We start from the raw sequence: 23,350 nt of genomic DNA, 5'->3' as shown, positions 1-23,350 counted from the left end.
GAAATCATGGCCAAGGTAGCATTTATTGGTTTAGGCGTTATGGGGTTCCCGATGGCGGGACATTTGGTTAAACAGGGTCATGACGTTACTGTGTATAACCGTACAGGGGCTAAAGCGGCTCAGTGGGTTGAACAATATGGTGGTAAGAAGGCCGATACACCAAAAGATGCCGCCAAAGGCCAAGACATTGTTTTTACCTGTGTGGGTAATGATGATGACTTACGTCAGGTCGTACTAGGTGAGCAAGGTGTTGTTCATGGTATGCATGCAGGTGCTATTTTGGTTGACCATACTACGGCTTCTGCTGATGTCGCGCGTGAAATTGCTGCGCACATAGAGCCACTTCAGATTGCCTTTTTAGATGCGCCTGTATCTGGTGGTCAAGCTGGAGCAGAAAATGGTGCGTTAACCGTGATGATGGGTGGCGAACAGACTCATTTTGATACCGTTAAACCTGTTATTGCGGCATACAGCCGCTGCGCTGAACTGTTAGGGCCAGTTGGTTCTGGGCAGTTGACTAAAATGGTTAATCAAATTTGTATTGCTGGTGTAGTGCAAGGTCTAGCTGAGGGACTTCATTTTGCTAAGAGTGCGGGCTTAGATGGCTTAAAAGTGATTGAAGTGATCAGCAAAGGTGCGGCACAAAGCTGGCAGATGGAAAATCGCTATCAAACTATGTGGCAAGGTCAATATGATTTCGGGTTTGCTATCGATTGGATGCGCAAAGATTTGGGTATTGCATTAGACGAAGCTCGTCGTAATGGTAGCCATTTACCGGTGGCAGCATTAGTTGATCAGTTTTATTCAGAAGTTCAAGCAATGAAAGGTAATCGCTGGGATACCTCTAGCTTACTTGCCCGCTTAGAAAAGTCGCGCAGTTAATATCAACACACAGTGCTTGTAACATATTATTGCGAGAATGTAGCCCCAATATAGATTGGGGCTTTTTTATTGGCTACAAACCCACAAACATTAGCCTTTGCTTTATTAGCTGCTTTCTGATCTTAAGTTGATTTATTGACTAAAAACCATCGAGTTACATGATATAGCGCACATCTTCATCTAATTATCGCTGCTATTATTGTTTAATCTAAATTAATTTTGCTTAAAGTGGATTGATTAACTACGTTTATATTGTCAGTCAATTTGAGATTGTTTATAAATTTTTTGATAAACGGTCTATAAACAAAGTTGTTAAATAACCCTTAAGCAAAGTGTCGTGCTGCAGTGTGATGATCCGTGTCAGATAAAAGAATGCGGACACACACTAAAATTGGAGGAATGAATAGTGAGCAATAAACTACTGAGTGCATTGTTTGCGGCTGGTTTCGCGGTAATGATGATGTCTTCTGCATCATTTGCTGCTGATGAGACCCTCGCAGAGTTTCACGTTGAAATGGGTGGCTGTGAAAACTGTCACGCTGATGGCGAACCATCAAAAGATGGCGCTTATGAATTTGAACAATGTCAAAGTTGCCATGGTACACTTGCCGAAATGGATGATAACCATAAGCCGCATGATGGTATTTTAATGTGCGCAGATTGTCATGCACCACATGAAGCTAAAGTAGGCGAAATGCCAACATGTGATACATGCCACGATGATGGTCGTGTTGCTAAATAAAGTCTTTTAGTAGCTGAAAAATACCGACGTAATGTCGGTATTTTGTTTTAATATCCCCATCATTCTTTACGATCTTCCGCATAAAGTGCACTAGTCAATTGAATCAATTTGTATACAAACTTGCTCTTATTAGATGATGCAGCGAATTTTAGTCAGTCTAATAAAATATCTCACCCTCGTGTATTAATTGTCTCTCCTCAACCTTTAACATGCTTTGAAGAAATTCATCACTTAACGTTAATTCGTCAAGTTAGAAAATCATGAGGCTGAGTGAAACACATATATAAAACGTTTTCACTTGCAGTGGCATACCTCTTTTTAGGTATTTAAATTCTTTTATTTTCAAGTAGATGCGCAACATAAGGGCGCAGGCTGCGCACTTTTGTTGCACAAATGTTGTTTTAAAATACCTAGGTATTTTCTATTTCTATTGTAAATCAGTAAGTTATTTTTTTGGCACATCTTTCGCAGTATTTCAATTATGTAATCGTTAATGTGAAAAGGTAGATGTATGTCAGCAATCCAATCTAGTTGTGCTTATTGTGGTGTCGGATGCGGCATTAGCGTGTCTTCAAATAAAGCGGATTGGACCGATATCGATGCTGTAGATTTAGAATTAGTCGGCGATAACATGCATCCTGCTAACTACGGTCATTTATGTGCCAAAGGCGAACGCTTACTCGACAGTTTAGCCCAACCGAATGTACTGCGTTACCCTAAACTACGATCTGGTATGCCACTTGATTGGGACCGTGCTAGCACCTTGATTGCCGATACATTTGCGCAAACCATTGCTGAGCACGGTCCAGACTCTGTTGCGCTTTATCTATCAGGGCAATTACTCACTGAAGATTATTATGTAGCCAACAAGTTTGCCAAAGGCTTTTTAAAGACAGCCAACGTCGATACTAATTCACGGTTATGCATGTCGTCAGCGGTGAGTGCGATGCAACGCGCCTTTGGTGAAGATGTTGTACCTGGTTGTTACGACGACCTAGAGCAAGCTGATGTGATTGTGCTTGTAGGGGCCAATACTGCTTGGACTCATCCCGTTCTTTTTCAACGGATTTTAGCCGCAAAAAAAATCAATAATGCTCGTTTAGTGGTAATCGACCCGTTATCAACAGCCACAGCAAAACAAGCAGATTTACATTTAGCCATTAAACCGGGCGTTGATTTAACATTATTTCATGGCTTACTCGGTTATTTAGCCGATCAAAATCGTGTCGACCATGCGTATATTGCCGCACACACAGAAGGCTTTGATACCGTGGTTTTGCAGGCGCAACAATTAAGTGTCAATTTAGCCGATCTTGCCACACAAGTCGGTGTTTCTGTCACTCAGCTGACGCAATTCTATCAACTTGTAGCCAACAATAAAAAAGTACTTACGGCATCTTGTCAGGGGGTTAATCAGTCAACCATTGGCACCGATGCAACCAATGCGATGATTAATTGTCACCTCGCGTTAGGACACATCGGTCAAGCTGGCTGTGGATTCTTTTCGTTAACAGGGCAGCCCAATGCCATGGGCGGCCGTGAGGTCGGTGGGTTAGCCACTCAGTTAGCGTGTCATATGGGGTTTTCACAATCGGAGCAGCAGTTATTAGCTGATTTTTGGCAAGTTGACAGTGTTGCAGATCAAAAAGGTTTAGCAGCAGTTGAGATGTTTGATGCCCTTGCCGAAGGTAAAATCAAAGCGATTTGGATTATGGGCACCAATCCTGTGGTGTCTTTGCCCAACAGTGAAAAAATAGCACAAGCATTAGCCGATTGTCCTTTTGTGGTGGTGTCTGAAATCAGTCCTGATTCTGATACCGCCAAACTTGCTGATGTATTACTCCCAGCTCAAGGCTGGTCAGAAAAGTGCGGTACCGTCACTAATAGTGAGCGCACTATTACGCGTCAACGTGGCTTTATCACAGCCAAAGGCCAAGCTAAACCTGATTGGTGGGCGGTTAGCCAAGTCGCGAACAAAATGGGCTTTGATGGTTTTAATTTTGATGACAATACCAGTGTATTTAGCGAGTTTGCAGCTTTATCCGCTAGAGTTAAACAAGCTTTTCCGACTAAGGTGTTTGATCTCACTGGGCTAACAGATTTATCCAAAGCGCAATATGATGCACTAGTACCGACACAATGGCCTATTGCTTCGGCGACACAAATTGGTCAACAAAACGTGCGAGTTTTTAGCCAGGGAGAGTTTGCTACCGCGACGGGTAAAGCTCAGTTTGTTGCGCCTGCGGTTGTTAGTGTTCCGCAACAATCATTACCGAGTAACACCTTGTTATTAAACACTGGCCGCAGCCGAGAACAGTGGCATACCATGACTCGCACCGGACATATTGCTAGCTTACGAGCCAGTATTCCTGAGCCTGTCGTTCACCTGCATTCATCACAACTCAGTGCATTCTCTTTAACCGAAGGTGGCTTGGTCCGCATTGAAGCTATTCAAAATCAAATTGAACAATACTCCACAGAGACCGCTAACCCCGACCTTTTTCCCCATGCCTCATTCACGATGGCTCGCGCTGTTGTCGATGATGACATACCGACAAATATGGCTTTGATGTCAATGCATTGGTCTGCGCAGTTTTCGCTGACCAAAGGCGTGAATCAGGCATTAGATGCTCGCGTCGACCCAATATCAAAACAACCAGGGTTTAAGTGTCAACCTGTGACATTAAGCTCTGTTGAACTGGCGCTGCAAGGGGTGGTTTTTGGTCAACACGACTCTTCTGCTCACGGGCTATGTTGGCAAGTTGCACAAACACTAGAGAACGGAGTGTGTCATCACATCGGTTTTACGGATACCGACGACGGCTTTGCGTATCAAGCGACTGTGCATTCACTTAAGTGGACTTTAACGGTAGATGGCCAGCCTTTATATATCCAATGCAATATGGATAAAGGATTACTTAAAGCATTAAAAGTCTTGTCTCATACTCAAGTCAATGTGGCCCTATATCAAATGAATGATTTCATTGGTAAGCCTGTCGATAAACAGTTAATTAAGCAGCTACATCAGCAAATAAAAGCCGGAAATAGTCCGTTAATCTGCGCTTGTACAGGGGTAATCGAAGCGAACATTAACGACGAAATCAATCAACAATTTAACGACCAAGTGATGAGTGACGGTTTAGCGAATATCAGTTTTGAGCAGGCGTTAGATAGCACCCAGTTATTACTCGGTTGCGGCCGTCAATGTGGCAGTTGTCATAGTGAAGTTAAGCAGTGTGCCAAGCAAAGTTGGCAAGACGCCTTATCTTATTCCGGCATTGAAGATCAACCATCAGTAGCAGAGGACGTAGCCTAATGAATACCGTAGAAGCAATGATAAAAGGTCGTCAACCTATAAGTACTTTAGGACATGCGGCGAATGAATTACACGCGGGTGATGTGGCTATTGTTGGTGCGGGTTGTGGTCAATTAGAGTTAATGACACTTAAGGCCGCTAGAATAGTGGCACAAGCTGAAGCGTTGGTGTTCGACAGTCTGGTGAGTAGTGACATTTTGACGTTAGTGACGCCAACTTGTCAGCGTCATTTTGTGGGTAAACGCTGTGGTCAGCCGAGTAAAAAGCAAGACGACATTAATGCATTATTGCTGACATTAGCGCAGCAAGGATTAAAAGTGGTGCGATTAAAGGGCGGCGATCCGCATATTTTTGGTAGAGGTGCAGAAGAAGCGCTTTACCTTGCACAAAATGGTATCCGTTCGCAATTTATTGCTGGTGTTACCGCGGCGTTAGGTTGTGCATCAAGTACCGGAATTCCATTAACGTATCGTGGTATGGCTCGCAGTGTTACGCTGATCACCGGCACCAAAATGACCGATGCCGATAATGCAAATGCACCTACGCAGTGGCAAGCATTATTAGCAGCGCAATCAACCTTGGTGTTTTATATGGGTAAAGAACAAGCGGCAAGCATTTCAATTGGGTTACTCGATGCTCAAAGTGCCGCTAATCTGCCGGTAGCATTTGTTACCAATGGTGGAAGACCGAATCAAATTGTTACTTATGCCACAGTCGCTTCTATGGCCGATGCCGCGTTAACCATTAAAGACTCTGGGCCGACGTTAATCATCATTGGTGAAGTGGTGTCTGTTGGTCAACAGCTGAATGCTTTGCTTGCCGATATTGATGTAGCTGCAACACAAACCTCATTTGAATATGGGCGTGAGGCTTTATATGCCTAAAATTGGTGAGTTAACGCTGACATCCGTGGATGAGTTTGACTTTCGTTTGCTGATAAAAGCATTAGGTAAGGGCGAAAAAGGCTCACGTGCATTAACGTTTGATGAGGCTTGCTTGCTGCTTGAAGGTTTTGCCAAAGGAAAAGTATCGCGTGTGCAAATGGCCAGTGCCATGATGCTCATGCGCGTGCGCGGTGAAACGACTGAAGAAATAGCAGGGATGGTGGCGGGCTTACGTCGCACTGTCGATAAAGGTTGGCATTCGCTTGAGGTTGATATCGATTGGCCTGTGTATGCGGGCAAGCGCGAACAGTTACCTTGGCTTTTACTGGTTGCTAAGTTATTGGCGAAACAAGGTATTCGGGTGATGTTACACGGTGACAGTCAAGCGTTACCTCATCGCCGTCATGTTGAATCATGTTTAGCATCACTTAATATTGCGTGTTGTACATCATCACAAATGGCCAAAGTGGCATTGCAGTCAGATAATATTGTTTATGTTCGAGCGGGTGACTTAGCACCAGTGTTAGATGAGTGTCGTCAATTACATCAAGAATTAGGTCTACGCAGTTTGATTCAAACCGCAGCGCGTTGCATGAACCCAACTAATGCACCAATAAGCCTTCGCAGTTATTTTCACCCTGGGTTAGATGCGGTACACCAAGGAATATGCGAAATTTTATTTGAGAAAAGCGAATATCACGCCGGCAGTGTGGCTATTTTTAAAGGCTTACAAGGTGAAACCGAGTGTAATCCAAGAGTGGCTACCACGATAACTGTCGTCAACGGACAGACAGATAATATAGCGGTATCGAGCTTATCTATCCCTACGTTATTAGAAGGCTTTTCTGGTGCAAAAGTGGGTCAAGCTGAATTATCTAGCGACATTCTTGCGCTGTTATGGCGCGAAAAAGAGCCTTTTTCTGCTGATGCGCTGACATCATTAATGTCGCGCACCATGATTGAGCAGGCGCTTAGCAGTATGACGGCAACGTTGGCTGCAGTATTGTTATTACTTAACCACAAATTAAATACAGCGATTATTCCACAGGAATCAATTTCACCAGAATCAATTTCACAAAAATCAAATTCACAGAAGATTATGGCAGCGGAGCAAGCTGTTTACTTGAGTCAACAATGTTGGGCAAACCGCTTCAGTTCAACAAACAATCCATTAGCCAAATGGCTGAACGAGGAGTGGTTATGCGCAGTTTAATTTTTTGTGACCTGAGTTTTTCAGCTGTGCCAGTGGTCGATTGTGAAGTTGTAAAGTACCAAGCTTGTTTGGCAGCGTTTGGACATGTCACGGTGTTAACTTCTGTGAGCCAAATTGAGCAACGATTACATCAACAAACATTTGATACCTTGTTGATATTAACCGACACATTACACGCTCAAATCCAAGGACTTATTCAGCGTATATTAACCAGTAAGCCAATGGTGATAGTTGTCAATGCCAAAACATGGCAGCAGACAGCATTAACCGAGTTACTTGATTGCGGTCGCATCACTTTTATTCCTGAGATGTTAAGTGTTAATCGTTTAACCAGTGTCATTAGTTTGGCCCAAGCACGTTTTAATGCTGCGAGTAAAACACTCGCCGAATTTAAAAAACTGGATGATGAAATCCGCAGTATAAAACTACTTAGTCAGGCCAAGCTTATCGTTATGCAGCAAGGGTTCGATGAAACCAAAGCGCACCAGATTATTCAACAACAAGCGATGCAAAAAGGTTTGTCATTAGCTCAAATGTCAGCGCAAATTATTGCTATTGTGACTCAGCATCATGGTAAGTCAAAATCACTAAACACCGCAGTGAACAACGATGGTGCGCCTCACTTTGGTGCGGTTGTGACCAAGATGGACAACAGTAGAGCGTTTAGTAAAGGCTGTTGATTTTTTAAGGCTAATAAATCAATGGTTTAAGTCTTTTTTGTAGTTGGCATAGAGCCTGCAGACAATACATATAATGAATAAAGTATCAGATTGACGATAGTGTGAATGGCAGCAATTAACTGGGTCGTTTACCTCAACAATTTATTTTAAAAATTTGGATCTCAACAGGCAATGGCGCCAACTCCTTAAGCGGAGTTGGCGCCATTTTGCTTTTTACGGTCCAAGGCATGAAGGAGTTGGATATGGCAGTCTCAAAACCCAAGTTAGTGGTCGTTGGTAATGGCATGGTTGGTCATCATTTTATTGAGCAAGTGTGCAGTTTAGGTCTCAATAAAACGTTTGATGTGCACGTGTTTGGTGAAGAGCCGCGTCCAGCTTATGACCGAGTGCAGCTGTCAAAATATTTCGAGACCGGTAGCGCCGATCCACTGATGTTAACCAGCGCGCAAGATTATCAAGATTGGGGCATTACGCTTCACTTAAACACACCTATTACGGCAATTGATATTGCCGCCAAAACGGTGACTAGCGCGCAAGGTGATCATTATTCTTATACCCGCTTAGTGCTTGCAACGGGATCATTTCCATTTGTGCCACCGATACAAGGTAACGATCGTGCTCAATGCTTAGTGTATCGCACCATTGAAGATCTTGAATCGATTCAGGCCGCAGCTCAAAACAGTCAAGTTGGGGTGGTTGTTGGTGGTGGACTATTAGGTTTAGAAGCCGCCAATGCCATGATGCAGCTCGGGGTAAAAACCCACGTTGTTGAGTTTGCACCACAATTGATGCCCGTTCAGCTAAATGATAAAGCGGGTGAATTACTGTGCAGTAAAATTGAACAGCTCGGCGTGAGTGTACATACTTCAAAAGCCACCACTGCGATTATTGACGGTGAAACGGCAATGCACCGAATGACCTTTAATGATGAGTCTTATCTTGAAACTGACATGATTGTGTTTTCTGCCGGTATTCGTCCACAAGATTCATTAGCTCGAGTTTCAAATATCTGTATCGGTGAACGTGGCGGCATTGAAATTGACGATTACTGTTTAACCTCAGCGCCCGATGTTTATGCCATCGGTGAGTGTGCGTTATGGCAACAAAAAATATTTGGTTTAGTGGCACCTGGTTACCAAATGGCCCGAGTGGTCGCTTCGCATATTGCTTCATTAACATCTAATAGCGTGTCGCAGTCATTTACCGGCGCAGACATGAGTACCAAACTTAAATTATTGGGTGTTGATGTGGCCGCTATTGGTGCTAGCCGTGGTTTTGATAACGCACAGTTTGTTGAGTTATCTGATAACCAAGCGGGTATTTATAAAAAATTATGGTTAGACGAAACCGGTAAATTTTTAAAAGGTGCAGTGCTGATTGGTGATAACAGCGATTACAGCCGCTTGCTTGATAGCTATTTGTCTCAAGACGAGATTGAAGGTTCTGCAGTTGAGTTATTGCTAGCCGGTGCAGAAAACGAAGCCGATTTAAAAGACACTTCTATAGTGTGTTCTTGTCATCAAGTAACCAAGGGCGACATTGTTGGGGCCGTGACCGCTGGCAACCATAAAATCGCCGAGATTAAAGCATGTACTCGTGCGGCATCGGGTTGTGGTGGTTGTGCGCCGTTAGTTCAAAAAATTATTGATCAAACCTTACAAGCTGCAGGACTCGATTTTAATGCCGGAATTTGCGCCCATTTTGATCATGACCGACAAGCCTTGTATCACTTATGTCAAGTCGAAGGCATTAATGATTTTAATACCTTAATCACTCAGCATGGAAAACCTTCAGCTAGTGGTCATACATATGGCTGTGATATTTGTAAACCTGCCGCCGCATCAATATTTGCTAGCTTACAAAACCAATATGTGTTGAATCAAGATAGCAGTCATGTGCAATTGCAAGACACCAATGATGCTTACTTAGGCAACATCCAAAAAGACGGCACTTACTCTATTGTGCCGCGAGTCGCTGGTGGTGAAATTACCCCAACTAAGCTGATAGCCATGGGCCAAATTGCCCAAGAATATGACCTCTATACTAAAATAACCGGTGGCCAACGTATTGATATGTTTGGCGCAACGTTATCGCAGCTACCCGAAATTTGGAAAAAACTCATTGATGCTGGTTTTGAAACAGGCCATGCCTACGGTAAATCATTGCGCACGGTAAAATCCTGTGTTGGCAGCACTTGGTGTCGTTACGGGGTGCAAGACGCCGTTGGTTTCGCGATTGATTTAGAAAACCGTTACAAGGGCTTACGCAGTCCACATAAATTAAAATTTGCTGTGTCTGGATGTACTCGTGAATGTGCTGAAGCACAAAGCAAAGATATTGGCATTATCGCAACCGACAAAGGTTGGAACTTGTATGTTGCTGGCAATGGCGGTATGCGCCCCCGTCATGGTGATTTGTTTGCCACTGATTTATCCACTGAAGATCTCTATAAATATATCGATCGCATTTTGATGTTCTATGTCAAAACTGCAGACAAATTACAACGAACCTCGACTTGGATGGATTCATTAGAAGGTGGTCTAGCGTATTTAAAATCAGTCGTTATTGACGATGCATTGGGGATTAACTCGACCTTAGAGCAGCAGATGGACCATATTGCCGCGACATACCAATGTGAGTGGAAAACCAGCCTTGAACAACCGGCCTTTTTGGCGCGCTTTAATGAGTTTGTTAATCCAAGTGATGCGCCAGAAGCAGATACCAGTGCTTACCAACGAATTCGTGAGCAACGTTTCCCGAGTATTAAAGACGCAGGGGCAGGAACGATAGCTATTAACGATATTACAGACGATGCAGCACAACTCGCTGTGGAGGAATTAGCATGATTTGGGTCAATGTGTGTAGCGAAGCAAGCATGCCAAAAGGCACCGGAATAGCGGCTTGGGTTGCAGGACGTGCGGTTGCCATTTTCAATTTAGGGGATGACGGTTTATTTGCCCTTGATAATGTAGATCCTGCCAGTGGTGTGAGTTTATTGTCCCGAGGACTTATTTGTGAAATCGATGGTGAGCTTTGTGTTGCTTCGCCGCTTTATAAACAACATTACCGCTTGGATAGCGGACGTTGTATTGAAAATGTTGATTTAGTGGTTAAACCATTCGAAATTAAAACTGAACAAGGCAATGTGTTTGTCTTGGCTCAGTCATAAAGGGGTGCAATATGAGTGCTGAAAAATTTAATATTTTCTGTTTCCACGGCAAGATGAAAATCATGCATTTAAGTTGGATGGCGTTTTTTATCACCTTTGTTGTGTGGTTTAACGCAGCGCCACTTGTTAGCGTAATCGCCGACAGTTTAGGGCTGACTAAATCACAAATTAAGACCTTGTTGATCCTCAATGTAGCATTAACAATCCCGGCGCGGATTATCATTGGTATGGTAACCGACAAATATGGTCCAAGGATCACCTATTCTGCCTTATTGGGTATCTGTTCAATCCCTTGTTTTATGTTTGCGGTAGCCGACACTTTTGAGCAGTTAGCCTTAGCCCGATTTCTGATTGGCTTTATTGGTGCTGGTTTTGTGGTTGGTATCCGTATGGTGAGTGAATGGTTTCCGGCAAAAGAGTTAGGTACAGCAGAAGGCATTTATGGCGGATGGGGTAACTTTGGTTCAGCTGCAGCAGCCTTTACTTTACCTGCCGTTGCACTTGCTTTTGGTGGCCCAGACGGATGGCGTTATGCCATTGGCATTACCGGCTTAATGAGTTTGTTGTTTGCATTTGTTTATTACTTCAATGTGACCGATACCCCAAAAGGTTCGACTTACTTTAAGCCCAAAAAGGGCGGCGGCTTAGAAGTGACCAGTAAAAGTGACTATGTGTTACTGATCATTATGAAGGTGCCAATGTATGCCACGCTAGCGCTGTTAGGTTGGAAACTGTCTCCAGCAGGTGTGAGTATGTTTACTCAAGATGCAACCTACCTTATTTATCTTGGGTTGGTGGTGGTGTTTTTGTTCGATTTTTACCAAACGTACCAAGTGAACAAGCACTTGTTTTCAATGGAAGTGCCTGAGTTTGAACGCTATCAGTTTAAGCAAGTTGCTGTATTGAATGTGCTGTATTTCACTACATTTGGCTCTGAGCTTGCCGTGGTATCGATGTTGCCACTCTTTTTTGCAGAAACGTTCGAGCTTGGCATGGCACAAGCGGGTATGTTGGCATCAAGCTATGCCTTTATGAATTTAATGTCTCGTCCTGGCGGTGGCTGGTTAAGTGATAAGTTTGGTCGTAAAACCACCCTGTTAATATTAACTGCAGGGTTAGCGATTGGTTATTTGTCGGTAGCACAAATCGACTCGTCATGGTCATTACCTTTGGCTGTCGCAGTCGTTATGGCATGTTCATTTTTTGTTCAAGGTGGCGAAGGGGCTGTGTTTGCTGCTGTGCCGCTGATTAAGCGTCGCTTAACAGGGCAAATAGCGGGTATGACAGGGGCTTATGGTAACGTCGGTGCAGTGTTTTTCTTAACCGTATATTCTATCGTATCCACTCAAATTTTCTTTTATGTGATTGCGATAAGTGCCGTATTTGGTTTTGTGACATTATTTTTTATGAAAGAACCCAAAGGTCATATTGCTGAAGTAAACGATCAAGGCGAAGTCACTTTAATCAGCGTAAGTTAGTGCTCGAGTAAAGTAGCCAGAGCAACATAGTGCCATAAAAACTCAAATTGTTTATGTTTAAGCAATTTGAGTTTTTATATTGATAAAGCAGCTTAATCTTAGAGTGAGAGGTTTTATGGCTTCAGAGTCATTAGAACAAACGATGGATAGTGTAGATGCCATGCTTCCTTTTGCTGCAACTTTGCAGCTTGTTGTAGGCCAAGCTTCTGAAAAAGGACGTAAACTGCAAAATGAAGATGCCATAGGTATTCGTATTCCTTCAGGGATACCACTTACGTCGAAAGGTGTTGTTAGTGTTATCAGTGATGGTGTCAGTACCGCTGAAGGTGGGGCTCATGCGTCTGCCATTAGTGTCAGTAATTTTCTTGCGGATTATTATTCCACCCCAGAAACTTGGAGTGTGCAAACATCGAGTACCAAAGTATTAACAGCATTAAACCGTTGGTTGTATGGATTGGGGCAAGACTATCGTGATGCCAGACGTGGCTTTGTATGTACCTTTAGTGCATTGGTATTTAAGTCTTGTTCAGTGCACATGTTGCATGTGGGCGACTCACGTATTTATCGTTTTCGCCGAGGCGAATTACTGCAATTAACTCATGATCACTGTACTAATATTAACTCATCAAACCAATATCTTACTCGTGCATTGGGGATGGACGTTAAATTAGATGTGGACTATAAAAGCTTGTCAGTTGAAGTTGACGACCTCTATTTACTGACAACGGATGGAGTTCATGACGTACTCACTGAATTTGAAATACACCGAAAGTTGACGGCTCTTTGTCAGCAACATCCAACGCTTAGCGATGATTTGTGTGAACAATTCTGCTTAGCGTTGAATAAAAAGGCGTTCGATTTAGGCAGTAAAGATAATCTCAGTGCGCAGTTATTAAGTGTCAGACAATTACCTAAACAAGCTATCGATGATGTGTACCAAAGCTTGTCGCGTCAACCATTCCCCCCCCCACTTAGCGTTGGAATGAAGCTTGATGGATATCAGGTAACTCATATACTTCATCAATCACAACGCAGCCAAGTGTATAGAGTCGTCAATGGGCAAAACCAAGTCTTTTGCATGAAAACACCTTCCGTCAATTACATAGATGATGCCGCTTACATAGAGCGCTTTATGTTAGAGAGCTGGGTAGGGCAGCGTATTAGCAGTGCTCATGTCGTTAAGGTTGTAGAGCAACATAACATAAAGTCCGCTTTGTATTATGTCACCGAGTTTTTATCGGGGATAAGCTTAGGTGAATGGTTAACTCAACATAAAAAGGCCCCAGTAGAAGAGGTGTTACTGTTGCTAAAACAAATCGAATTAGGGATAAGAGCATTTCACCGTCGCGAAACGCTGCATCAAGATTTAAAACCGGATAATATTTTTATCACCCGAGAAGGGGTAGTTAAAATCATCGATTTTGGTTCTTGTTATATCAAAGGAGTGGCAGAAATTAGTAGTCCGTTAACTCGAGATCGTATTTTGGGTACGGCTGATTACACCGCCCCTGAAGTTATACTGGGTTATAAGGCCGATGGTCGTGCCGATTTATTTTCGCTTGCAGTGATTGCTTTTGAGATGTTGGCTGGGCAATTGCCTTTTAAAGGCAAACTCGAGAAATGCCGAACGCGGCAGGATTATCAACGTTTAGAATATATTAGTGTACATAAATTAAACCCAATGGTGCCAGAGTGGATTGACGTAGCATTAAAAAAAGCACTCAATGTAGAACCTAATTTACGCCAAGCGGATACCTGTGAGCTTATTCATCAATTAACCACTGCCAAAGCGAATCATACAGTAAATGATTATGTGCCCATTATAACTCGCAACCCAGTACGTTTTTGGCAAGTGATTTCAATCGTGTTGTTTATATTTTTAGTGGCTTCTTTGCTGAATAATTGATTATGGGGAGCTTTCTCAAATATATATTACTTAAAATATACAGACTATAAATATTTTCTGTTTATTATCAATAATTTATATTTTTTAATTAGTAACTAATTAGTAATATCTACTTTTGAATTTTTTTCATCATCTTACTCTTTCAAAATACATACTTTAAGGGAAACTCTAATTTTTTTATTATTTGTATATATTTAATTTCTTGTTCTTTGGGAGAATCGGCTCTTCCTATAATTCTCATATTAATGTCTCACTAATTTATAGCTAGGTTAGAATTGCATATTTAAAAATATAAATATAAATCATCATCTTATATGTTTGTGTAGTAATAAAGTAGGGGGCTGAAATTAATATAACCTATAGGTCTATGTTGGTTTAATACTCGAGGATGATTCAAATACCATTTGACAGCGCCATAATATTGACACTATCAATAGAAACGTTATTAAGCCGATTGAATGTTATGACGTGAAATAACCAAGGGGCAGGGAGCATGATCTTTAACAAGCGTACTCATAAACTTCGCTTTAATGTAAGAACTGGAATTCTTGCTTTTTTATTATGTCTAATATCTTTTTCTAGCTTAGGACAACAAGATCTAAGCGACATAGATGAGCTCAATATTGGCATTAATAATAGAGCTAATGTGAGTCAAAATGGTGATGAGTTATCAATCAACGTAAATCAAAATGGATTCAATAATCGCTTCAATTCCATTCAATTAGGCAATAACAATCAAATATCTTCCACTCAACAAGGCATTCTCAATGGTGCTGCTGTACTCCAGTCTGGAAGTGATATTGAAGCCAATATTTACCAATCAGGGTTTAATAACCAAGTGATTGCAAGTCAGGTTGGTTTCAATTTATTGATGGACGTTAGCCAAATTGGAATTAGTAACTTAGCTATCATTAATCAGACTGGTAATGATAATACCATTCGGATCCAACAATACGGTTTTGGAAATGCTGTCGGTGTCACTCAATGGGGGACAACACAGAATGTGAACGTAACTCAAAGGAATTAATCTATTCAATAAAATGAAGGGAATACAAAGATGAAATATTCTAAATTAGCTTTATTAATATCTGCTGTTTTATTAACTTCAGTAAGTGCGTATGCAAGTAACAACGAAGCCGATGTTAGTCAAGAAGGAGATCTAAATACTGCAGTGGTTGTTCAACAAAATAATAGTGTTGCTAATGACGCAACTATTGTCCAAATTGGAGATAGTAATCTCTCAACGATTTCACAAGCTGAAACGTCAAATTCAAAAGCTATATCCTATCAAGAGGGGGATGGAAATACCTCTTTGATTGATCAACATAATGCAACAAGCACAGCTAATGCATCTGTTGAATCTATTGGTAATGATAACCAAGCAAATGTCGTACAGGAATTTTTTAACGGTGAGAATGCTCAAGCAACTGTTAACCAAAATGGCAATGGAAACATAGCAACCGTCACTCAAAATGACGGTGACGGTGCACAGTCTTCGATTAATCAAACCGGAAGTGAAGATACCGCCGAAATTTATAATCATTGGTCAGATTTTGCTGATGCAACCATTAATCAATCTGGAAACTCTAACAATAATGCTTATATTCAGCAGGAATCATCAGATGCTGCTAGTGCCACATTAACTCAAACTGGTTCAAATAATATTGGTGATATATTACAAAACACTCAAAATTATGGTGGAGCAACCAGTGACGATACCGTTGCAATATTAGAGCAGGAAGGTAATGACAACATTGGTTTAGTTGAACAAGTTGGTTTGTCTAACATGGCAAATGTATATCAAAATGGTGAATCTCATGATGCACATGTGACTCAAAGTGGCGGTAATCATGAAGCTCAAGTTAACCAATACGGTTTGAATCAAACCGCAACGGTAATGCAAATGGACTTTGATCATGTTGCAATCGTCAATCAGTCAAATGAAGGCAACACTGCAACAGTGACTCAAAGTGCGTTAACTCTTGGGAATGGTAACGGTAATTCAGGTTCTGGTAACAATGCTACTGTTGACCAAGAAGGTATGGGTGATACCGCTACGATTGCGCAAGCGGGTTTCTCAAACGAAGCAATAGTGTTCCAAGGGGAGTTCAGTTATGACAACACGATTGCGATTAACCAATCAGGTCATCATAACTATGCGGGTGCATCAACTGACTCTGGTGGATTCAGTACCGTTACAGTGAATCAAACTGGCCATCATAATGAAGTTAATAGCCGACCAAATGGTAGTAATTTTTATGGTGAAGGGATCGGTGCTGGTTCATGGGGTACGGATAACGTTGTTACCGTTGATCAGAATGGCCATCATAACAAAGCCTATGCCGATGCGGCTGATGTTTCAACAATCATTGATATAGATCAGACTGGTCATCATAACGAGGCCTATGCTGAATCTTGGTGGGGTGATACTAACGAAATTGTTATTAGTCAAACAGATGCTATGAACTTCGCAGATGTATACGTTGAAGGGCTAGGTAACAATACTGTTCATGTTACTCAAGCGGATATGCATAATTCAGCGATCGCTACCAGCACGGGTTATGGTAACACAGTGACGATAACTCAAGGTTTGTAGTACATAAGTATAATAAAGGGTGTGTAAGCACCCTTTTGACTAATTGTTAAATGATAAAAGCCTTGCTAATCTTGTTTCACATTGATGCAAATTCTGTTTAAAGAGCATCTAGTTCATCTTCACATGGAGTGTAAATGATGTTTAAAGTCGTAAATTGGATGATTGTTTCTCGGTCACAGTTATTGATCGATTTACTTGATTGCCGCTGGCCACAAGAGTTTTTAATCAAATTGACTAAAGCTCAGCCCAATGGAATGGCAAAAATGTTAGCAAGTGAGCCTATTTCAGTTGTTGTATTTGACTTGTCGACTATTGATTTACAACAAACTTACCAATTACAACGCCTCATTGAACGCGAATATTGCGCGATTCACACAGTGTTTTTAAATTTTCCTAAGCAGCTTGATACTAAATTTTTAATTCATCCTTCAACAACAATAGGTGTATTTTATTCTGATGCTAATTTAGCGGAAATAAGCCAAGGTTTGAATGAAATACTCAAAGGTCGAAGTGTTATGCCGCAAGGCTTGCAACGTTCAATATTAAACGATGAGCATGACGATGACAGTGAACAACTGACCATTCGTGAACGTGAGGTATTACAAACGTTGTTGTCTGGTAGCACAAATCTCGATATAGCTAATCAACTATTTGTCAGTGAATCTACCATTAAAACGCATCTCTATCGTGCGTTTCGAAAAATTGGTGTGTCTAGTCGTGGTCAAGCCATTGCTTGGGCACAAACTCATATGCATGAGGTGAGAGTGTGAAATATCCATCAGTGATACTCATTTGCTTGATTGCTAGTCAAGCCGTTTTATTAAGTGATGCTATGGCTGATGATCGTAAAGATGTTGACGTTAATGTTCCAGAGTTTACTAAAGCTAATATTGCCCCCGCCACAGATGAAGTTATTCCAGAATCTTCCGCTTCCAAAGCTCAAGAGAATTTATTGCATTCAACTGAACCTGTAGTGAGTGTCAGTGATGCAAAACCTAAGCGTGAAGCTGATTTAATTGATGGGTTAATCTTAAATAGAGCCATGACAAGATTTGGCCACCGTTTTTATCGAGAATTTGTTAGCGCTTATCGTGATATCAATGGCATGAGCAACCATTCGGGGCTCACTGTTGTAGAGCAAGCCACAGCAAGAAGTGGTAGTAAAATTTTAGTGTTGCATAATCGAAAGCCGGTTTTTGTGACGTTTTTATCCCCAGCATCGCGAAATATTGATGCACAAGCGAACATGGCAGCAAAGCGGGTCAATGCTTCCCTGTTGCAATATCAACAACAGGCAAAATGGGCGGCATTTTCAGACCCCGATCTTGCTCCTGATGAGTTTTAGCAGGGAATGCATATGAAAAAATTATTACTAATCTTATCAATAACATCATTTAGTTTTCCCTTAGTCGCGACGCAACTGGTATATACCCCAGTTAACCCTGCGTTTGGGGGCAGTTACCTTAATGGTAGTTATTTATTGGCAAATGCGTCAGCGCAAAATGAACATCAAGGTGGTTCCTCTTATGTAGCCCCTACAGCGCTGGACAGGCTTGCTAGTTCATTACAGTCACGCTTAATGAGTCAACTGTTTAATGATGCGGCAAATGGTGGTGAAGGTTATTTAAAAACCGATGACTTTGAGATAAATGTGGTCAATGAAGATGGATCGTTACTGGTTCACATTACTGACTTATTAACCGGCGAGACGACCATCATCGAAGTTGGTGGTATTGTCGGCGCATCAACAGGGGGCTAATCATGAAAAGACTACTGCTTAGCTTATTTATTCTATCTTTGAGTGGGTGTTCATCGATAAAAAGTGAATTCGACGGTATTGAAGCAACCACGAGTTTAATGCCAAAGGGCGAGACATATTATGATTTAGTCAGTTTGCCATCACCCCAAGGAAGTATGGTGGCAGCAGTGTATGATTTTCGTGATCAAACGGGTCAATACAAGCCGATACCTTCGAGTAACTTTTCAACTGCAGTACCTCAGTCTGGAACGGCTTTCTTAGCTCAGGCGCTCAATGATTCTGCTTGGTTTGTGCCTGTTGAGCGTGAAGGGTTACAAAATTTACTGACAGAACGAAAAATTGTTCGTGCAGGACTCAATGGTGATGCCAGTAAGTTGCCACAATTAAACAGTGCCCAAATTTTAATGGAAGGTGGCATAGTGGCTTACGACACCAATATTAAAACCGGTGGCGCAGGCGCTCGTTATTTGGGAATCGGCGTATCGGGTCAATACCGTGTCGATAGCATCACGGTTAATTTACGTGCGGTCGACATCCGTACAGGTCGATTATTAAGCAGTGTGACAACCACTAAGGCCGTTATTTCAAAAGAAATTACTGCTGGCGTATTTAAATTTATTGATGCGCAAGAATTATTAGAGTCTGAGGCGGGTTATACCTCAAACGAACCAGTGAGTTTATGTATTGCAGCTGCTATTGAAAGTGCGGTCGTACATATGATTGCCGACGGTATTTGGAAACGAGCTTGGAATTTACTTGATCCTGTATCAGGAGTAAAAAATCCAACATTACAAAAATACTGGTTAGAAGCACATACTGAAAATCAAGTATTAGAACGGATTAAGCAGAGCTAGTCATATTGGTACATTTGTATAGTAATAGAGAAGATTTATAAAAAAGGATATCAAATTGATATCCTTTTTTAATTCAAATTTTCGATTAATATTGATGGTACTCAGTAAATCAATTTTCAAACTTGATAATCGCTTCTTAGTCTTAACCAAGCCACAATTGTGTTTTAGTCGCATCAATGATGCTAAGCGAAATCGTGTCTAAAGCCGCTTCACTGATCGTTAATGTTCCTTGCATCAATTCATCACGTCTAAACCAATGCAAAGTGATTTGTTCGCCAAGGGGTCGACTTTGCAGTTGCTGTTCAAATTGACTGGTTACTTGCAAGTGGTCTGCTGCAATCAATAAATCACCCGCACTTAATCCCGCTTGATGTGCTGGACTGTGTTGGCTAACCGTTAGAATTTTTAACCCTAATGATTCCGCTTTTGTTTTTGCGCCAAAACCAATGTTATAACCTGTAGCTCCAGCACCACCCAAATCAGTTACACCTTCACAGGTCCGTAAACTCATATTCACGCCCACTTGAGCCAGTAATTCTTTTAGTGGCAAATCGTCTGTGTTGTCGAGATAAGTAAAGATATCGTCACAAGGGCGATTTAATAGCGCTTCAACAATCTGTTGATGGCTTGACGATTCAGTACCTACACCTGTTAAACCATATTGTTGCCAAAGTGTACGCATAACATCATCAAGGCTGTATTTACCTTGGGTTTCAATACGGATAGTTAAGTCTACATACAAGGCAAATAGTGCGCCTTTAGTGTAATAGCTGACAATTGCATTAGCGGCATTTTCATCTTGCTTATAAAACTTAGTCCAAGCATTAAAACTTGATTGCTTTAAGGTTTGTTTAAAGCGACCTTCGCCTCGGTATACTCGAGTCATAATTTGACTGAGTAAAGTAAGGTAACCTTTCTCATCAATACACTGAGATTTAAAGGTAATTAAATCATCGTAATATGACGTGATACCTTCGTACGCCCACAATTGAGAAGTATAAGACTCTTGTGATAAATCAAATGGCGTAAACTCAGCAGGTTTAATCCGTTTAACGTTCCATGAGTGGAAATATTCATGGCTGCACAGTGATAAATAAGTGCGATAACCTTTATCTACTGGCGCATCGAGTGACAAAGGTAAGTCGTTGCGAGAGCACATTAACGCTGTTGATGCTTTATGTTCTAAACCGCCAAAACCATTGTCCAAAACGGTGGTCATGAATACATAACGCTTAAAGGGTGCTGGAGTGCCAAATAAATTAATTTGATATTCGCAAATCGCTTGTAAATCTTTGGCTAATCGAGCCATATTTGCCCTGTGTTTGCCACTGAGTACGATATCGTGTGGCACACCAGCAGCGAAAAAGGTTTCGATGGCCAGTTCACCCATTTCAACGGGATGGTCAATTAAGTCATCGTAGTTTTCAGCGCTAAAATCACCAAAGCTAAATTGTTCACCTGATGCTCTAGTCATGCTGGTGGCTAGCGTCCAATGAGCTAATTCTGCAAGTGCAGGTTTGGCAATGGTGACGGTATGTGGTTGAGACTCAAGACCATTAGCCGCTAGAAACACGCTACTGCCATTAAAAAACCCATGATTAGTATCAAGGTGTGCAGTGCGAACAGACAAATCCCATGCATAAATTTGATAACACAGAGTGATATCACTGCCTTGGTTATTCAATTGCCATGTTTGTTTATCTAATTGAGTGACTGCAAGCGATTGTAGATTCTCTTTGGCATCAATTTCAATGATATTTTTGGCAAAATCTCGGATCATGTAGCTGCCAGGTAACCATGCTGGTAATGAAAAAATCTGAGATGGATTGGCGTTTTTTAGCGTAAAAGTCACTTCAAATAAATGAGCTTTTGGGTCGACCGCATGAATATGATAATGCATAAAGAATTCCGAATGAGTGGCAAGTCGCAATCAAAACGATTGAGCTATAATAACCAATGCTGCCAAAATTGACTCACTTAAGCAAACGAATCCCATTTTAGGCAAAATATTACCCATAAAAAGCGTTTTTACTGGAGTGATAGTTCAAAGAGTTGATAGTATTATCAATAGCATCAATGCAGTTATCTAATGAGGGCATCCAAATGGCCGAAGAAACCATATTTAGCAAAATTATCCGCCGTGAAATTCCAGCGGATATTTTATACCAAGATGAATTAGTCACCGCATTTCGGGATATTGCTCCGCAAGTTCCTACGCATATTCTGATTATTCCCAATCATTTAATCGCGACAGCAAATGATGTTAAAGCGTCTGATGAATTAGCATTAGGGCGGATGATAACAGTAGCGGCCAAACTTGCCGATGAAGCCGGTATAGCTGAAGATGGTTATCGCTTAATCATGAATTGCAATAAGCATGGTGGTCAAGAGGTGTACCATATTCATATGCATCTTTTAGGGGGTAAACCATTAGGCCCAATGCTGAGTCGTGGATAATGAAAATTAACAGTGATTTTTTTCCATTAACTGAAGTCGCCACCCGTTTTGTCAACCAGTTAGCTCAGTGCCGTCGTTTAGGGCTTTCAGTGCAAGAAGCCAGTGAGCATCATGTGTTAATTGAGTTACCTTACAGTCAAGATATTATTGGTTACCCCGACACCGGAGTCATTCATGGTGGGGTGATCACAACCTTGATAGATACCGCTTGTGGCACAGCCGTGGTATGCGCCATTTTGAAGAAGTACCAATCGTTAGAGTTGTCTCCAACATTGGATTTACGTGTCGACTACATGAAACCCGCAGAGCCTCATAAGTCGGTTTATGCCTTTGCTGAATGCTATCGTTTATCGTCAAGCGTTGCTTTTACCCGTGCGATAGCATATCAAGACAGTATTGATGAACCTATCGCTCACGCGGTGGGTTCTTTTATGCGAATTAGTCCAGAAATGGTCGGCGAAGAGTTTCGTCAAGTGTTAATGGGGAATTTACCGGGGGCGAAATCATGAGTGAGCCAACCCAAATAGAGACACAAAAGGGTTTAGATGTTCAAGATGTGGTTAAACGTGCCATTGAACTGAATGATTATAGTTACCTACTTGAGAAAGTACCTTACTCACAATTTATTGGCATGTCAGTGGCCCGTTTTGGTGATGAAATGGTATTTAGACTGCCGGCTAAAGATGACAACATTGGTAATCCGATTTTACCTGCAATACATGGCGGAGTGATTGCTGGGTTTATGGAAATGTCGGCAATTGTACAATTAATGGTATTTATGCAAGCCAAGAAAGTGCCTAAAATTGTTGATTTCTCAATTGACTATTTACGCGCAGGTTTACATCAAGATACCTTTGCAGAATGTAAAATTACTCGCCAAGGCCGCCGTGTGGCTAACGTCAGTATGAACTGTTGGCAAACCAACCGTAAACAATTGATAGCCACTGCCAGAGCACATTTTTTGATAGATTAAGTCAACGCTTTACATTAACAGCAAATAAGGAGATAGCATGAAAATAACGTCAATATTTGTGTTCGCATTAGCATTGTTGCTTAGCGCCTGTGCGCATAACACGGCAGGTATTTCGGTAGACTCAAGCGGACAGGTTAGAGTCGATAGCAGCTCTTTTGCCAGTGATGTCAATGTTGTGGATATTTCATCTGTCATGGTTGCTGACTTAATCAAAGCATCTGCGCTAATTCAAAGCAAATCGAGCACTGACCTACGTCTACAATATAAGTTCACTTGGTACGATGCTAGCGGATTTACAGTTGAGGATGAAGCAAGCAGTTGGAAGTCGGTTAAATTACATGGTAAACAGCAGTTGCAAGTGGGTGCGGTAGCGCCCAATACACAAGCTATTCGATTTGAGATTTATGTGCGCGAAGCTTTCTCAAATTAAGCCACGCTACA

At 41.6% G+C, this 23,350-nt stretch carries 21 protein-coding genes; 20 read left to right on the top strand and 1 reads right to left on the bottom strand.

Going from position 1 to position 23,350, the window contains the following annotated elements; all coding sequences use genetic code 11:
- Positions 1-6: 6 nt before the first annotated feature.
- The 16 genes from AAEY94_RS07210 to AAEY94_RS07135 all read left to right on the top strand — a co-directional run bounded on the left by AAEY94_RS07210 (position 7) and on the right by AAEY94_RS07135 (position 19,479).
- Complete coding sequence (locus AAEY94_RS07210) at positions 7-882, top strand: NAD(P)-dependent oxidoreductase (RefSeq protein ID WP_101086815.1); 876 nt, start codon at positions 7-9, stop codon at positions 880-882.
- 406 nt (positions 883-1,288) lie between these two features.
- Positions 1,289-1,624, top strand: coding sequence for a tetraheme c-type cytochrome CctA (gene cctA / locus AAEY94_RS07205; protein ID WP_101086816.1), 336 nt, complete (start codon positions 1,289-1,291; stop codon positions 1,622-1,624).
- Positions 1,625-2,135: 511 nt separating this feature from the next.
- Entirely contained in the window at positions 2,136-4,940 is a 2,805-nt protein-coding gene (locus AAEY94_RS07200) for a molybdopterin oxidoreductase family protein (protein WP_350978159.1), read from the top strand.
- The gene (cobA, locus tag AAEY94_RS07195) at positions 4,940-5,824 is read left to right on the top strand and encodes a uroporphyrinogen-III C-methyltransferase (protein ID WP_101086818.1); all 885 of its coding nucleotides are present in this window, start codon (positions 4,940-4,942) and stop codon (positions 5,822-5,824) included. Before AAEY94_RS07200 ends, cobA begins: the two co-directional genes overlap by 1 nt.
- On the top strand, positions 5,817-7,037 hold the full coding sequence (locus tag AAEY94_RS07190) for a glycosyl transferase (RefSeq protein ID WP_157822791.1): 1,221 nt from the start codon (positions 5,817-5,819) through the stop codon (positions 7,035-7,037). The genes cobA and AAEY94_RS07190 overlap by 8 nt, the downstream gene beginning before the upstream one ends.
- Entirely contained in the window at positions 7,025-7,717 is a 693-nt protein-coding gene (locus tag AAEY94_RS07185; RefSeq protein WP_157822792.1) for an ANTAR domain-containing response regulator, read from the top strand. The genes AAEY94_RS07190 and AAEY94_RS07185 overlap by 13 nt, the downstream gene beginning before the upstream one ends.
- A 242-nt stretch (positions 7,718-7,959) precedes the next feature.
- A complete protein-coding gene (gene nirB, locus AAEY94_RS07180; protein WP_350978156.1) occupies positions 7,960-10,563 on the top strand; it encodes a nitrite reductase large subunit NirB in 2,604 nt (867 codons plus the stop codon).
- A complete protein-coding gene (gene nirD, locus AAEY94_RS07175) occupies positions 10,560-10,886 on the top strand; it encodes a nitrite reductase small subunit NirD (protein WP_101086822.1) in 327 nt (108 codons plus the stop codon). The genes nirB and nirD overlap by 4 nt, the downstream gene beginning before the upstream one ends.
- 11 nt (positions 10,887-10,897) lie before the next feature.
- On the top strand, positions 10,898-12,364 hold the full coding sequence (locus tag AAEY94_RS07170; protein ID WP_101086823.1) for a NarK family nitrate/nitrite MFS transporter: 1,467 nt from the start codon (positions 10,898-10,900) through the stop codon (positions 12,362-12,364).
- Positions 12,365-12,479: 115 nt separating this feature from the next.
- Positions 12,480-14,270 carry a bifunctional protein-serine/threonine kinase/phosphatase gene (locus AAEY94_RS07165; RefSeq protein WP_350978154.1) on the top strand — a complete coding sequence of 597 codons (1,791 nt, stop codon included), beginning with the start codon at positions 12,480-12,482 and terminating at the stop codon, positions 14,268-14,270.
- A 493-nt stretch (positions 14,271-14,763) separates the two neighbouring features.
- On the top strand, positions 14,764-15,297 hold the full coding sequence (locus AAEY94_RS07160; protein WP_101086824.1) for a curlin: 534 nt from the start codon (positions 14,764-14,766) through the stop codon (positions 15,295-15,297).
- A 30-nt stretch (positions 15,298-15,327) separates the two neighbouring features.
- On the top strand, positions 15,328-16,866 hold the full coding sequence (locus AAEY94_RS07155; RefSeq protein WP_101086825.1) for a curlin: 1,539 nt from the start codon (positions 15,328-15,330) through the stop codon (positions 16,864-16,866).
- Between the two features lie 137 nt (positions 16,867-17,003).
- A complete protein-coding gene (locus AAEY94_RS07150; RefSeq protein WP_101087213.1) occupies positions 17,004-17,636 on the top strand; it encodes a response regulator transcription factor in 633 nt (210 codons plus the stop codon).
- The gene (locus AAEY94_RS07145; RefSeq protein ID WP_350978151.1) at positions 17,633-18,211 is read left to right on the top strand and encodes a curli production assembly/transport protein CsgE; all 579 of its coding nucleotides are present in this window, start codon (positions 17,633-17,635) and stop codon (positions 18,209-18,211) included. Before AAEY94_RS07150 ends, AAEY94_RS07145 begins: the two co-directional genes overlap by 4 nt.
- A 12-nt stretch (positions 18,212-18,223) precedes the next feature.
- Positions 18,224-18,625 carry a curli assembly protein CsgF gene (locus tag AAEY94_RS07140; RefSeq protein ID WP_101086826.1) on the top strand — a complete coding sequence of 134 codons (402 nt, stop codon included), beginning with the start codon at positions 18,224-18,226 and terminating at the stop codon, positions 18,623-18,625.
- Between the two features lie 2 nt (positions 18,626-18,627).
- Positions 18,628-19,479: a CsgG/HfaB family protein gene (locus AAEY94_RS07135; RefSeq protein WP_101086827.1), complete on the top strand. Its 852-nt coding sequence runs from the start codon at positions 18,628-18,630 to the stop codon at positions 19,477-19,479.
- Between the two features lie 142 nt (positions 19,480-19,621).
- Here the strand turns inward: AAEY94_RS07135 and AAEY94_RS07130 are convergent, their stop codons facing one another.
- Complete coding sequence (locus tag AAEY94_RS07130) at positions 19,622-21,379, bottom strand: M61 family metallopeptidase (protein WP_101086828.1); 1,758 nt, start codon at positions 21,377-21,379, stop codon at positions 19,622-19,624.
- Positions 21,380-21,582: 203 nt separating this feature from the next.
- On the opposite strand from AAEY94_RS07130, the gene hinT reads away from it, so the two are divergent.
- From hinT to AAEY94_RS07110, 4 genes are read left to right on the top strand one after another with little or no spacing between them, the layout of a single operon-like run.
- On the top strand, positions 21,583-21,936 hold the full coding sequence (gene hinT, locus AAEY94_RS07125) for a purine nucleoside phosphoramidase (protein WP_101087215.1): 354 nt from the start codon (positions 21,583-21,585) through the stop codon (positions 21,934-21,936).
- Positions 21,936-22,445: a PaaI family thioesterase gene (locus AAEY94_RS07120; protein WP_101086829.1), complete on the top strand. Its 510-nt coding sequence runs from the start codon at positions 21,936-21,938 to the stop codon at positions 22,443-22,445. The genes hinT and AAEY94_RS07120 overlap by 1 nt, the downstream gene beginning before the upstream one ends.
- Positions 22,442-22,909 (top strand): PaaI family thioesterase, encoded by a 468-nt coding sequence (locus tag AAEY94_RS07115; protein ID WP_101086830.1) that lies wholly within the window; start codon positions 22,442-22,444, stop codon positions 22,907-22,909. Before AAEY94_RS07120 ends, AAEY94_RS07115 begins: the two co-directional genes overlap by 4 nt.
- Before the next feature lie 37 nt (positions 22,910-22,946).
- Complete coding sequence (locus tag AAEY94_RS07110) at positions 22,947-23,339, top strand: YcfL family putative periplasmic lipoprotein (protein ID WP_101086831.1); 393 nt, start codon at positions 22,947-22,949, stop codon at positions 23,337-23,339.
- Positions 23,340-23,350 lie beyond the last annotated feature (11 nt).

The organism is Shewanella sp. AC34-MNA-CIBAN-0136, from assembly GCF_040309945.1.
Classification (GTDB): domain Bacteria; phylum Pseudomonadota; class Gammaproteobacteria; order Enterobacterales; family Shewanellaceae; genus Shewanella.
This window is presented reverse-complemented; position numbering and strand designations above follow the sequence as displayed.